This is a genomic window from Psychrobacter sp. H8-1 (assembly GCF_904846575.1).
Lineage (GTDB): Bacteria > Pseudomonadota > Gammaproteobacteria > Pseudomonadales > Moraxellaceae > Psychrobacter > Psychrobacter fulvigenes.
The window spans coordinates 2,619,270-2,633,316 of the sequence record NZ_CAJHBG010000001.1; the positions used below are offsets into that span (position 1 = coordinate 2,619,270).

A 14,047-nucleotide genomic window follows, 5' to 3' on the forward strand; every position below is an offset into this window, starting at 1 on the left:
ATCAACCACGCCGTTCATCTCATAAAACTATGCTAAAAATCGCCTATTCTGACGTTTTTCGTTATTCTGTACCCGAAAAACATCGCTTTCCCATGCAAAAATACACCATGATTCCTGAGCGTCTCTTGTCCGAAGGGACGATCACGGAGGATAACTTTTTTGCGCCCAAGCGGTTGAGCGAAGAGGAGATTTTGACCACCCATACTGAGGAGTATTGGCATAAGTTAAAAACTCAGACGCTCACCCGAAAAGAAGCTCGAGCGATTGGGTTTGAGATGACGCCCACCCTAGTTGAGCGCGGACGCTATATCGCTCATGCCACCTACGAGTGTGCGCTGTATGCTCAGAAGCATGGTGTCGCAATGAATGTCGCTGGTGGTACACATCATGCCTTTGCCAATCATGGAGAGGGGTTTTGTGTATTTAATGACGTCTGTATCGCCAGCAACTTATTATTGAATCGTGGGCAGGCACAAAGAATTTTAATCGTCGATTTAGATGTACATCAAGGCAATGGCAATGCCAGTATCATGGCAGATGAATCACGGGTTTTTGTCTTTAGTATGCATGGGGCAAAAAACTACCCATTTCGTAAGCAGGCATCAGACTTGGATATTGAGCTGGCAAATGATACTGGCGATGAAGAGTACCTACGGATTTTGACAGATACTTTGCCGCGCTTAATTAGTGAATTTGCGCCAGATATGATCTTTTATCAGTCGGCGGTCGATGTGTTGGCAACTGATAAGCTCGGTAAGCTGGCACTGTCACAACAAGGCTGCAAAACACGTGATGAGTATGTCTTGCATCAGGCCAAAACGGCTGATATTCCAGTGGCGATTGTGATGGGTGGCGGCTATTCAGAAGATGTTGAAGATGTGGTTGAGGCGCACTGCAATACTTTTCGGCTCGCGCAACAGCTATATTTTGGTGAAACGGTTAGCTAATGTATATCTTATCAAGCAATATTAAGTGACGAGGCAAGATTTACATGGCAAAAATATTTATTATTGCAGGCATGGTCTTGGTGATTGTAGGAATCATTTGGCTGGTATTTCCAAGCGCGTTTTCTTGGATGGGTAATCTGCCAGGCGATATTAAATACAAATCAGGCAATACCAGTGTTTACTTCCCAATCGTTACCATGATAGTCGTCAGTGTCGTCGCCACCATAGTATTGAACTTGTTTAATCGCTAAATTACCAAAGAAAATGGCGAGTTGAGCTGCTCTCATCACACCCTAAGCTAACTTGAATAACACCCTAAACCGCTTAGCTTTTACCTTTACAATAATGCCGTCACCCCCTGCCAGCCCACCCGTAATCCTAGCACTGTCAATATTAGCAAAATCAGCTGACGAAATCGTGCTTGCGGTAAATAGCGACGCAGACGAATGCCTATCAATAGCACCCCGATAGATAGCACACTAAGTAGTGCTATCAGCTGCCACTCGCCACTGCTCAGCGCCATGATAGGTTCGCGCAGGACGATGATTTGTGCAACTTTTCCCAATAAATAACACATGTTACCGACTTTGGCGATGGTGTTTTTATCATCACTTGCCGACAGCAAATACATCATCAAAATAGTCGACATGGCATTGGTCGCACCGCCGATGACGCCTGCGCTGAGTCCCACAACAATCAGCACAGGCTTGGTATCAGGTAGCCGAATTTGCTTACCCAATAGCGAGCTGATCACATAAAAACCAATCACAGCCGCCAACACCACTAGAATATAAGCGCTATCTACCCATAGCAACAGCTTAGCGCCCAAGATACTACCGATTAAGCTGGTTAGGGCCAACAGCCAATAACGGCGGCCATAATAAATAAAGTTTTGCCAAATACTGCGTCCACCACCAGACAGCCATGTCATCGCATTGAGTAGTAATGACGGAAAGATAACTAAAATGATGGCATGGGGTAACGGATAAATACTGGCTAAGGCGGTCGTAGTCACCAAGGTGATACCCAGACCGCTAATACCATGGAGTAATGAGGCTATCGCGAAGATGGCAATCAGCAATAGCGTTTGGGTGCTATCGCTGCCCAGCACTTCTGTCATGTCAGACATAGCATGCAAGGCTTTACGCTTAGTTTAGGGCCTACATTTAGATCTATGACTATGTCGATCCGTAAAACGACACAACTAACCATTATGACGTTGCCAGATTGTCTCACCGATAATCGTCGCCAACTGTGCAGCAATCTTATCTTTACTGGCTTTTTCTAGTGTCACCGTATCGTTTTGATAGCGCTGAGAGAAAAACACCTGCATAGCGTTATCATCACTGGCAAAGCCAATGTCTGAGCGTGAAACATCATTACAAGCGATCAAATCTAAGTCTTTAGAGACCAGCTTTCCGCGAGCATAATGCTCGACATCTTGCGTCTCTGCGGCAAAACCTACCACAAACATATCAGGATAGGCATGAGAAATCGTCGCCAAGATATCTGGGTTTTTGACTAGACTGAGCGACATCGCATCTTGCGTCTTTTTGATTTTTTGCGGCGCGGCTTCTTCCGTACGATAATCAGCTACAGCCGCAGTGGCAATAAAGATATCAGCATGACGAGGAGTATTCACTTGTGCACTCTGCTGCTCAATATGCTCGTGTGGCTCCTGACAATCACAGTCATGTTCATGATGCTCGTGGGAATGATGGTGTTCATGAGTATCACTCTGAACATTCTCAGCCAAAGTCTGCGCATTCTTAGCCAAAGGTAGTAAATGTAGTAACGCAGGATGCGTGCCAGCAACACACTGCTCGACAGTGGTTAGCATCTCTGCCGCAGACAACACATCGATACGTGTGACCCCAAGCGGTGTGGCCAATGTCACCTTACCACCAGCAACTAACGTCACCTGCGCCCCTGCTTCGACGCAAGCTTGCGCCAAGGCAAAGCCCATTTTCCCTGAAGAGTGATTGGACAGATAGCGTACTGGGTCGATCGCTTCAACAGTTGGCCCAGCAGTAATGACCACCTTTTTGCCTGCTAGATATTGTGGAATAGTCTGCTGGGCGTTAAACAAACGCACCTCGGCCAATAACTGCTCAGGCTCAGGCAGTCGCCCTGCTCCCACATCGCCGCACGCCTGCTCACCACTTTCTGGCATGATGATATGGTAATTCATATCACGCAAGGTCTGCACATTGAGGTTTACTGCTGGATGAGCCCACATTTGCTGGTTCATCGCTGGAGCAATAATGACTGGTGCAGTAGTCGCAAGACACACAGTCGTCAACAAGTCATCTGCCATACCCATAGACAGACGCGCCAAGGTATTGGCCGAAGCTGGCGCAATGATGATTAATTCTGCCCACTTAGCCAGCTCAATATGACCCATTCCTGCTTCCGCCTGCTCATCAAGCAAAGAGATATGTACCTCATTACCCGTCAGAGCTTGCAAAGTGAGCGGCGTGATAAAGGCTTGTGCGCCTGCGGTCATAATGACGCGCACCTCAAAGCCTGCTTTAATCAGTAAGCGAGCAAAAACAGCGGATTTATAAGCGGCAATACCGCCAGTGATAGCGAGCACAACATTTGACATAGGCATGGCATCTATAAAAAAGTTGAAAGATAAGAATTGCGCTTATAGTAACAATTATGAGATAAGTTGGGTAAGATTTTATATTCTTATCTTAATTATCATCTTATTCATCATAATATTTACCTGATGCTAACCCACTTTTTAAAGCACAAGGAAAAATAATGGCCATAAAAGACTGGCATGAAGACGACAGACCACGCGAAAAATTACTGAAATTTGGAGCAGCACACCTAACGGATGCAGAGATTTTGGCCATATTCTTGCGTACCGGCACTCAGTCGCAGTCAGCCATTGAGCTTGCTCGGCACCTCATTGATCAGTTTGGCAGCCTGGCAGAGCTGTTGGCTGCTCCTCAAGAGACGGTGTTGGCTTGTCACGGTATCGGCCCTGCCAAATATGCCCAAATAATGGCTTCTCTCGAGATGGGGACGCGCTATCTGGACAGTCAGCTAAAAATGGGACAAGCACTTGGGCGCTCACAAGTGGTCAAAGATTATATCAGTACCCAACTACGCGGTGAGCACCGTGAAGTCTTTGCCGTGCTGTGCTTAGACAACGCCCTAAACCTTTTAAACTTTGAGATCCTGTTTACCGGTGGTATTTCCTCTTGCTCAGTATGTATCAAGCATGTCCTGCGTCACGCCTTAACACATGCCGCCAGTCAGTTGATTATCGCTCACAATCATCCACATACAGATGCCACGCCATCAACAGCAGACAACCTACTGACTTATGAGCTAAAAAAAGCCTGCGACTTATTGGACTTGTCGCTTGTCGATCATATTATCGTTGGCCGTAATAATACGCTGTCATATGCTGAAAAAGGCTTGACGCCCTTTTAACTCAATAGCAGCTTCGGAACTGAAGCCATCCATTCGGACTGATACATATTGTCGACATAGCGTAGCATTTTCCCTATTGATAGTTTGCCCAACTCGTTTCATATTAGTAGACAATTTATCTATATAATCGCTAGCTATAATCAATTTATACTTATTATCTTTTATAAAAGCTTATTACAGCTATTAAATAAATAATAAAAAATTTGCTAGAGACACTTTATTAATGATGACTAGTTACGTATTTTATGACTGGTTATTTAAAATTAGTTACTCATTATAAGTTACTTCTTATAAATTACTTATAATGAGTAACTTCGCTTTCCAATTTTTCATTCACTTTTGCTAAGGAGACAGTCATGACGATTGGCTTATTCATTTTGGCAGTATTTATTCAGTTAGCCGTCGTCTTGGCCATATTTTTACTGTCCTTATCACGGGTTAGTGGCAGTATCGTCGCTATCATTACGGTACTAGTGACTGCCTTTATTAGTCCATGGTCGCTGATCCTGGGCGTGCCAATTGCACTCTTATGTTTGATGCTTCTTATCTCTCCCGTTCGCCAAGCGCTGATCACCAAGCCTGTCTATAAGGCGCTGGGCAATGCCATGCCTAGCATGAGTGATACCGAGCGTGAAGCACTGGACGCTGGCACCAGTTGGTGGGAAAAGGAGCTGTTTATGGGTGCGCCGAACTGGCGAATCTTTGAAAACTATCCGTATCCACAGCTGTCAGAAGAAGAGCAAGGCTTTATTGATAATGAAGTTGAGATGCTGTGTACGATGCTCGATGAGTGGCAAATCAATGCAGAATATAAAGACCTGCCACCACAGGTATGGCAGTTTATTAAAGACAACGGCTTCTTGGGTCTCATCATCCCAAAAGAGTATGGTGGTCTTGAGTTCAGCTCTTATGCGCAAAGCCGTGTGATGAGCAAGATTGCTTCACGATCGCCAACCGCAGCAGTCAGCTGTATGGTACCAAACTCACTCGGCCCTGGTGAGCTGTTGATGCACTATGGGACAGAGGAGCAAAAGCAATATTGGTTACCAGGTCTGGCTAGAGGTGAGGAGATTCCTTGCTTTGGTCTCACAGGCCCTGAAGCTGGCTCTGATGCTGGCGCTATTCCTGACACTGGCGTGGTCTGCTACGGTATCCATGATGGGCAATATATGCTCGGCCTAAACATGAACTTTTCCAAGCGCTGGATCACACTTGCCCCTATCGCAACTGTTGTGGGGCTTGCCTTCAAGATGCATGATCCAGAAGGTCTGCTTGGTGATCCTAACAAAACTGATTACGGCATTACCTGTGCGTTAATCCCTGCTAGCCACGATGGCGTTGTCATTGGCCCGCGTCATTACCCTAGTGGCTCGCCCTTTATGAATGGTACTGTCGATGGTACGGATGTCTTTATTCCACTCGATTACATTATCGGCGGCGTTGACAATGCTGGACGTGGTTGGCGCATGCTGATGGAATGCTTGGCGGTTGGTCGCGGCATCTCCTTGCCTGCGTTATCGACTTCTGCCAGTGAGATGAGCTACCTATCCGTTGGTGCATTTTCCAAAGTTCGTGAACAGTTCAAAATCTCCGTCGGTAACTTTGAAGGTGTGCAAGATGCGACCAGTCGCATTGCTAGTCACACTTATATGTTAGAGGCTTTTCGTCATCTGGTTACTTGCGGTCTCAATCAAGGCGGCACCCCGTCAGTCATGACTGCGATGGCAAAATACTATGCCACCGAAACCATGCGTGAAGTCGTCAACGACGGTATGGATGTAGTTGGTGGCCGCGCCATTCAGATGGGCCCACGCAACTTTTTGTCCATTCCTTATCAAGCCATTCCTGTTTCGATCACCGTTGAAGGCGCAAACATCCTGACCCGCTCGTTGATGATTTTTGGTCAAGGTGCGATGCGCTGTCACCCCTATTTATTTGATGAGCTGCAACTACTGCAAAGTGACGATAAAGACAGCGCGCTTGAGAAATTTGATGACTTATTCTTTAAGCATCTGGGCTATACCTTCAATCGCGGTGCCAAAGCCTTTGTCGCAGGTTATGTCGGCGGTAGTAGTAAAGCGCCAAGCTATGCTGATGGCTTTACCCGCCCTTACTACAAGCATATCAACCGTTTGAGCGCCAGCTTTGCGCTCACAGCAGACATGGCTCTCGGCTTGCTTGCAGGTGATCTCAAGCGTAAAGAGATGCTCTCTGGTCGCCTTGCCGATATCCATAGTCATTTATTTATCGTCACTGCTATCCTGCAGTTTTATCAGCATGGCAGTAAGTCAGAAGCTGAACGCTTGCATGCTGAGGTTGCCCTTCAGCATAGCTTATATACTATTCAAGAAGCTTTCGTCTCTTTCTTTGCCAACTTCCCAAATCGCTTGGCGGCAAATGTCGTTGGCTTCGTGACTTTTCCAAGTGGCCGCATCTTTACTCCAGCCAGTGACGAGTTGAAACGCAAACTGGGCGATACCTTTATGGATGACTTCGAGGACAACCCATTTCGCGACTTCCTCAAAACCATGGTTTACTACAATACTGATCCTGAAGACGTCACTGGTCGTATGGAAAATGCTTATCAAACCTTGCTGGCGATTGAACCACTTTGGAAGCAATTCAAAAAAGCAGAACATGATGGTGACTTTGAAGGCTTAACTTTTGAAGATCACGTAGTCTATGCTAGCCAAAATGGTGATATCACTGAAGAGGAAGCTGAGCAGCTGATTCATTATAATGGGCTACGTTTTGACTCGCTATTGACCGACGTGTTCGATGAGCATCTCTTGCAGGCGCAAGAGCGGATCAATCCGCACAGTCTAGAAAATGCGGTGCATCAGTTGACTGACTATGCCCAAATCAAGAGCGATGCACAGAGTAGAAACAACCAACTAGCAGCTGAACAGCAAGCTCAAGAAGAGACCCTGACAGACAGTCTAGAGACTGACCAAGCTAGCAGCGATGAAGCTCTTACAGATGACATAGAGACAGTGACGACAGACATCGATGACAAAACTGGTGATGACAATCCCAATCACGGCTATGAAACTGACGGCGACGTCACGCTAGTCGGTGAGCAAGACACTACAAAAGAAGTTCACGCACAGACTGACTTTAACGATTCGGGCCCTCAGATAGAAGCGCTTGACCACCGTGTCCGCGATGCTGAGTCCATATTGAATGAGCGTATGAGCTACAATCATAATCGCCGCAAACGTGCCGCTGAGTCTAAGGCCTTAGGTAAAGATCTAGATGCTGACCCTGATCTAACAAAAGCGACTGTCAAATCCACAGAGGACACTCAAAAATTTCAAGATGACTTGCATCATAAAGAAGACGATAAGGTTTAACAGTTTCGTTAAAAAAATAAGGTTAGGAAGCGTTTAGCAATCCTAACCTTTACCATCCTTTATGAATTGTGAGCTTTATTAGGGTCTGTCAGTGCCAAGGTCGAATGTCCAACAGACCCTAAAAGCAAGATTGCCCTTTGACGGCTGTCTTGCTTTTTTTTGGTCATTATTTGTCTCATAGACAGTTGTATAAATATTTTGTTTCATATACCCAACAAACCGTTTAGAATAAAAACAGCTATTTGTGGGCACATAGCGGTGACAAGGAACGTCCATTGAACTTAAATTATAAAAAAATCTTGCAGTGCCCTTAACTATTCTTTTATATTGTCCTCGAAAATATAGCATCAAGCGACAAACTCGAAAGACAACCTAAAGAATTTAATAGGCATAACTGTAACTGTGATGAAAACCACTCTCATAATCACATTGATTTGAGCACCGTATATTCACACGATCGTTATGCACAAAAAGGATATGTATTATGTGGAAAAATTTGGGGCTAACGGGCAAGATCATCGTTGCCATGGTGCTCGGTATCGCACTGGGTTTATTTATAGGTGGTGTGTCAAAAAGTATGCTGATTAAAACTTGAACAATTTTTGAAGCCTTTAAAGCCCTATAGAATCAGAGAACTTAGCATAGATTTCTTATTGACTTCTATCGCTAGCATACTTTTTAGAACACCACCTATTTATAAACTATTCTGGACTTAACGCTGAGGGCAGTTTTGTTAACACATATATTACCAATGGTTTTATGGCCATCATCGGTAAGCTGTTCGTCAACTCTTTAAAAATGCTGGTCGTACCATTAGTACTCATCTCACTGATTTGCGGTGTCTGTGGTATCGGTGACATCCGTTTGCTTGGCCGCATTGGTACCAAGACTTTCCTCATCTATATGATGACAACGGCGCTAGCAATCGCGACTGCTATTGGACTTGGCTCGCTATTTGGCATCGGTAAAGGCATGGATATCGCCACCGAAGCAGCATTTGAAGCCAAGTCTGCACCGCCACTACTGGATGTATTTTCTAACATTATCCCCTCTAACCCCATCAGCGCGATGGCAAATGGCGATATGTTATCGATTATCTTCTTCGCTATCTTGATCGGTATCAGTATCTTAATGGTTGGCAAGCCTGCCAAAGGCTTGGTACAAAGCTTAGAGCTGATTAATGAAGTCATCATGAACTTGGCACCATATGGTGTATTTGCCCTTTTGACCAAAGCCATGGCTGAGCTCGGCTTAGATCTGATTTGGTCACTGCTAGGCTATGTCGCTGTACTGGTTGGCTCACTGGCTTTCCACTTCTTTATCACCATGATGATTGTGCTTAAGCTATTTTCTGGCTTATCAGTCAGAACCTTTTTGGCAAAAATGCGTGAAGTTCAAATCTTTGCTTTTAGTACTTCAAGCTCGAATGCCACGATTCCTATTACCTTACGCACGGTCACCAAGCGCATGGGTGTCAATAACTCAGTCGCGTCTTTTACCGTGCCTTTTGGTGCTACCATCAACATGGATGGTACCGCCATCATGCAAGGGACAGCGACCATCTTTATTGCCAATATTTATGGCATTGATTTGGGAGTCACAGAGTATCTAACTGTCATCTTGATGTCTGTACTGGCGTCTGTCGGTACCGCTGGTGTCCCTGGTGTCGGTCTGATTATGTTATCGATGGTATTTGCCCAAGTTGGCTTACCTATCGAGGGCATCGGTCTTATCCTAGGTGTGGATCGTATTCTTGATATGCTGCGTACTGCTGTGAACGTCGGCGGTGATGCTGCAGTGACTGCTATTGTGGCAAAATCAGAAGACAAGATGGACGTGGCTATCTATAATGACCCTGATGCAGGTACCAAAGATGTATTCGACGGTCATATTGATAAAGACAGCAAACGTGAGTTTTCTGAAGTCTTTAGCGATGGCTTGATGGGTAGCGAATATGATGATGTGGATCGTCGCAAATAACCAGAGCATATAAAAGCTAGCTCAATAATTTAACTGAAACAAGTGTTATAAAACACCAAAACCCCAGCCAATTTGGTCTGGGGTTTTTATTTAAGACAGCATTCTTACTAGGGTCTGTTAACTCTAAATCAACCAATGACGTATTTGGTAATCATTGCCAAGCACACCAAGACAATCATAGGGCGAATGAGCTTACTACCACCTTTGACCACCATATTTGAGCCAAAATACGCGCCGATTATTTGCCCAACCATCATCGCCAGCCCCACTTTCCAAATCACATTACCGCCCAAAATAAAAAATATCAGCGAGCCAATATTGGTTGATAAGTTCAATACCTTTGCCGCACCCGTGGCTTCAATAATCTGCCGACCGCGCAAGGCGACATTACCAAGCGCAAAAAACATCCCTGTACCAGGGCCGATATAACCATCATAAAACCCGATGAGTGGCGCGACAACTTTTTGCCACTTGCCTTCTGAGATACGCGGTGCCGCTTCTACTTCGCCAAGTCTGGGCGCAAATAAGGTATAAATACCGATGGCGGCAATCAAAAACGGAATAAGCTTTTCAAGCAAATCAGGGGGTGACATCTGTACTGCGATCGTACCAAGTACTGAACCCAAAAAAGCGGCAATAATGGCAACTTTGATGCGTTGAGGCTTAACGATACCTTTTCTAATCATGGTAATAGACGCTGCAAGCGCCCCTGACGCGGCTTGTAACTTGTTGGTGCCCAATGTCATGACTGGTGGTATGTTTGCCAGCAGCATGGCAGGAATGGTCAGCAAGCCGCCACCCCCTGCGATAGCGTCAATGAAGCCAGCAAGCGCCGCTACCGCAGTGAGCATTAATATAATTTCTAAAGATAACGATAAGTCCATGACTCTGGCCTTGTAATGGAAATAGTCAGCATCGGACCTCTGGTCTGATGCTAATACATATCAAACTAAAATAAAAATCTAAGGAAGATTTTGATAAAGAAATACTCGAAGAACAGATAGCAACGATTACTGATACAGCTAAAGTCGCCTGCCTAGCTGAGTGTAACTGCACCTAATTTCATTAGCCACTTTGTTTAGAACGCGCCATGATAAAGCCATAGAGCGATACTGTCCAATTACGAATAGGTATTATCCATTTTTTAAAGTTTCAAAGACATCACTATTTTAAGTCTTTCATACTGCGTAGAAGCAGCGAATGCTCAACACAAAAAGGGTCACACTTCTGTGCAACCCTCCCTATCTACAATAAACTGGCATTATTTTAAAGTTTGGCTGCTCGCTAAATCCAAATTTAAAACGCTACTATTTCTAAATCAATTCAGCCAAATCAGTCAATTTATCTAATACTACATCTGGTGAATACTTTTCAAGTTGTACCTTGGTTTGCGCGCCGGTCAGAACGCCGATACATAAGCCACAATCAGCATTCTTACCTTCTTCAATATCGATACCACTATCACCCGCTTTTAACACTTGCTTTGAATCCTCAATGCCAAACTTGTCCATCGCAAGCGTGATCATATCTGACGCAGGACGACCATTCGTGACATCGTCCGCAGTAATCAACGCATCAATTTCACGCCCTGCTGACCACCCTAATATATCTAATATTTTATTGGCAGTCTTTGCATCATAGCCCGTATTTAGGACGACCTTTCTATTACTGACTTTTAGCTTGTCAATCAACGTCAATATACCCTCAAATGCAGCTAAGGTATCTTTTGTATAAGCTGTCGCCAAACTGGTTTTAAAGACAGCAAACGCTGTGTTTGTCAGCTGTTCAACCTCAATATCAGGCATATCTAACTGGTTAAGTATGTCATTGATGGCTTGGCGTTTTTCCTTGCCAGCACCGAAGGCTAAGCAGATCTCCAGATCCACTTCTTGAGCGGTTTTGTCCTCATCGCTAAGCGCTTGATTGATCGCATCACGTACCGTTTTATACACCAGATTGTCTTCATTGACAGTGGTGCCTGCCATATCAAACACGCATAGCTTAATATGCTCAAATTTCTCTTTAATACTACTCATATCTGTACTCATTATTTTGACTCCAATACTAGATCAATTAATTCTTCACCAAATGCAAAGCCTGTCGATGCGCCAGTACCGCCAGTGACAGAGCCGACAACCACGCCTTTTTCTGGAGACGCTGTGAACACCACATCATCACCGCTGGGATAAACCCCTAACCAATGCTGCACAATATCAATTTCACCTATATCCATCACTTGATGGAATTCATTGATAATCAATTCATCAAGACGCACCTCTCTAAATGGCAGCTCTCTATCACTATAATCATGACTATCACCGATAATGAGAGAGCCATCCGCAGATTGTACAACGATCAGATGCACACCAGCCTTACGCTCGGCTGACTGAATATCGTCTAGTAAAGTGATTAATCCTTGGGCTTCAGGTAACTTGGCAAACCCATCGTAGCGAGCAAAGCTTAAATCCGACATCACCGCTGCATTTAACTTAAAGGCTTTTTTGGGCATCACTCGCATCATATTGAGGGTGCAAAGTTTGGCCTTAGCCTGCGCCAAGGTATCTGGATATAAACTGTGCAAATCGCTACCAGGGCAAACAACACAATGCTTGGCCTGCAGCGTACCACGGCTGGTATGCACCACTGGCAACTCGATAGAATGGACGGTCGTCTTGTTATAAAAGGCCACGCCATGGATCTGCGCTAACCAGTTAGCCAATTTACTGATAGCGGTCTTTGATTCGACTCTGAGCTCATGAGGGCTATATAACACACCCAAACCTTGTTTAAGATAAGGGGCATTTTCAGCTATTTCAGATTGAGTCAGTAATCGACAAGACGCGCCCATATCTGTCTGTAAAAACGCCTCAGCCACGTCCATCGCTTCTGGACGCTGAATCAGCATATGCAAGCCGCTATGCTCCATTTCAATACCCGCTTGAGGTGCAATATCTGCCCACACGTTACGGGAGTGCATCGCACGTTGCCAATGTGCGCCACTTTGTTGGCCACTGACGGTAACAAAACCAAAATTGCGTACTGATGCATCTTTATTTTTTGACTCCCGCTCTACCAGCGCTACACTCAGTCCTTTTTTGACTGCGGCATAAGCGCTGGCAAGACCGATGATGCCGCCACCGACGATCACCACATCGTATTTTTTTGGGGATAATTTGGTTGATAACTGCACCTTGATGTTCCTTAATTTTATTTACTTTTAAATGCTATTTTTTAGAAAGCTTAAAATTAATATTTCAAATACAGCGAGCGCTGTCTAACTTATAGCTTTTGACCGTGAAAAAATGCCCTGTGCTTATCTAATAACTCAGCGGTAAGCGGTTCAGCATAGGTTTTTACATTTTTGATTTGGTTTTCAGGTGCTACTGTCTCGCCGTCATAGATGATGCTTGGGTATATCTCTAGCAGTTGGGGCCGTACATTTTTGACGATGACTTCGGCCATTTTCATCGCATTTTGGTTGGTTTTGTCGCCTTTATCGATGACCGCGACTGATTCACTCAGCGTATAGTTGCCTTCGCTTGGGTCAATGTAATCAATGGGCAGACCTTCTGCTTTATTAACGACTGCTTGATGGCGCATACCAAAGCCAATAGGCACTTCACCTGCCATGACCTTTTTTAACGGACCTGATCCTGACAGCTCTAAATTTGGCCCCGCGTTGTCACGAATATGATTCATGAGTGTTTGTCCTTCGGCATCCATGCCATACGTAGCGGTGATGTTTTGTACAAATAACCAACCAGTAGACGAGCCATTGGGATCAACCATAGCAATTTTGTTTTCATAGATGGGCTTCGCCAAATCTTTGGCGCTGGTTGGTCTAGGCAGATTTTGCGCGGCCATCTCTTTGGTATTTAAAATAATTGCCCCAGTAAAACTTAAGATGGGCGCATAGTAACTTGGTACTGCGAGTTGCGGGTTGACCTCAAAGCTGACATCCTTAAACATCGAATGCTTTGCTTGCGCGCTCTCTAAATAAAACGAGCTCATGGTAACCAGATCTGCCTCTGTGTTTTTACCTTCAGCCAATAAACGCCCGCCAAGCTCACCCGTACCGAAAGACTGAAAGATATATTGACCCTCATAGCCTGCTTCGTCTAATACCTCTTGAATGACTTCTACCGCTTCTACATCGGCGTTACTATAAATGATGACCTCCTCTGTGCTACTTCCCTTTGAAGACGCTGAGCCACAGCCTGTCAATATCATGCTGCACGTAAGTCCTAGCACTAACGTTTTAAATGAGAGCATTTTTTATCCTATAAGTTTTATTGAGTTTTAATGATTACAGTCTTA

11 protein-coding genes are annotated in these 14,047 nt (G+C 44.9%); 5 read left to right on the forward strand and 6 right to left on the reverse strand.

Features of this window, described 5'->3' with window-relative positions:
• Window positions 1–29: 29 nt before the first annotated feature.
• Both JMY01_RS10800 and JMY01_RS10805 read left to right on the forward strand, forming a co-directional pair.
• On the forward strand, window positions 30–947 hold the full coding sequence (locus JMY01_RS10800; protein WP_201575686.1) for a histone deacetylase: 918 nt from the start codon (window positions 30–32) through the stop codon (window positions 945–947).
• 44 nt (window positions 948–991) lie between these two features.
• Window positions 992–1,198, forward strand: coding sequence for a DUF2905 domain-containing protein (locus JMY01_RS10805; protein ID WP_201575687.1), 207 nt, complete (start codon window positions 992–994; stop codon window positions 1,196–1,198).
• Between the two features lie 86 nt (window positions 1,199–1,284).
• Here JMY01_RS10805 and JMY01_RS10810 read toward each other — a convergent pair whose 3' ends face one another.
• Both JMY01_RS10810 and coaBC read right to left on the reverse strand, forming a co-directional pair.
• On the reverse strand, window positions 1,285–2,067 hold the full coding sequence (locus JMY01_RS10810) for a sulfite exporter TauE/SafE family protein (protein ID WP_201577546.1): 783 nt from the start codon (window positions 2,065–2,067) through the stop codon (window positions 1,285–1,287).
• An 84-nt stretch (window positions 2,068–2,151) separates the two neighbouring features.
• On the reverse strand, window positions 2,152–3,555 hold the full coding sequence (gene coaBC, locus JMY01_RS10815) for a bifunctional phosphopantothenoylcysteine decarboxylase/phosphopantothenate--cysteine ligase CoaBC (protein WP_201575688.1): 1,404 nt from the start codon (window positions 3,553–3,555) through the stop codon (window positions 2,152–2,154).
• Between the two features lie 161 nt (window positions 3,556–3,716).
• Here coaBC and radC point away from each other — a divergent pair, with 161 nt between their 5' ends.
• The 3 genes from radC (at window position 3,717) to JMY01_RS10830 (ending at window position 9,730) form a co-directional block, all read left to right on the forward strand.
• Entirely contained in the window at window positions 3,717–4,397 is a 681-nt protein-coding gene (radC, locus tag JMY01_RS10820) for a DNA repair protein RadC (RefSeq protein ID WP_201575689.1), read from the forward strand.
• A gap of 356 nt (window positions 4,398–4,753) precedes the next feature.
• Window positions 4,754–7,750: an acyl-CoA dehydrogenase gene (locus tag JMY01_RS10825; RefSeq protein ID WP_201575690.1), complete on the forward strand. Its 2,997-nt coding sequence runs from the start codon at window positions 4,754–4,756 to the stop codon at window positions 7,748–7,750.
• A gap of 759 nt (window positions 7,751–8,509) precedes the next feature.
• Window positions 8,510–9,730, forward strand: a complete 1,221-nt coding sequence (locus JMY01_RS10830; protein WP_265089873.1) for a dicarboxylate/amino acid:cation symporter — start codon at window positions 8,510–8,512, stop codon at window positions 9,728–9,730.
• Window positions 9,731–9,858: 128 nt separating this feature from the next.
• On the opposite strand, the gene JMY01_RS10835 is transcribed toward JMY01_RS10830, so the two are convergent.
• From JMY01_RS10835 to JMY01_RS10850, 4 genes are all read right to left on the reverse strand, one after another.
• Window positions 9,859–10,614, reverse strand: a complete 756-nt coding sequence (locus JMY01_RS10835; protein WP_201575691.1) for a TSUP family transporter — start codon at window positions 10,612–10,614, stop codon at window positions 9,859–9,861.
• Between the two features lie 429 nt (window positions 10,615–11,043).
• Window positions 11,044–11,766 (reverse strand): HAD family hydrolase, encoded by a 723-nt coding sequence (locus JMY01_RS10840; protein WP_227677871.1) that lies wholly within the window; start codon window positions 11,764–11,766, stop codon window positions 11,044–11,046.
• Window positions 11,767–11,777: 11 nt separating this feature from the next.
• Entirely contained in the window at window positions 11,778–12,920 is a 1,143-nt protein-coding gene (locus JMY01_RS10845; protein ID WP_201575695.1) for a TIGR03364 family FAD-dependent oxidoreductase, read from the reverse strand.
• An 89-nt stretch (window positions 12,921–13,009) separates the two neighbouring features.
• Complete coding sequence (locus tag JMY01_RS10850) at window positions 13,010–14,002, reverse strand: extracellular solute-binding protein (RefSeq protein WP_201575697.1); 993 nt, start codon at window positions 14,000–14,002, stop codon at window positions 13,010–13,012.
• Between the last annotated feature and the right edge of the window lie 45 nt (window positions 14,003–14,047).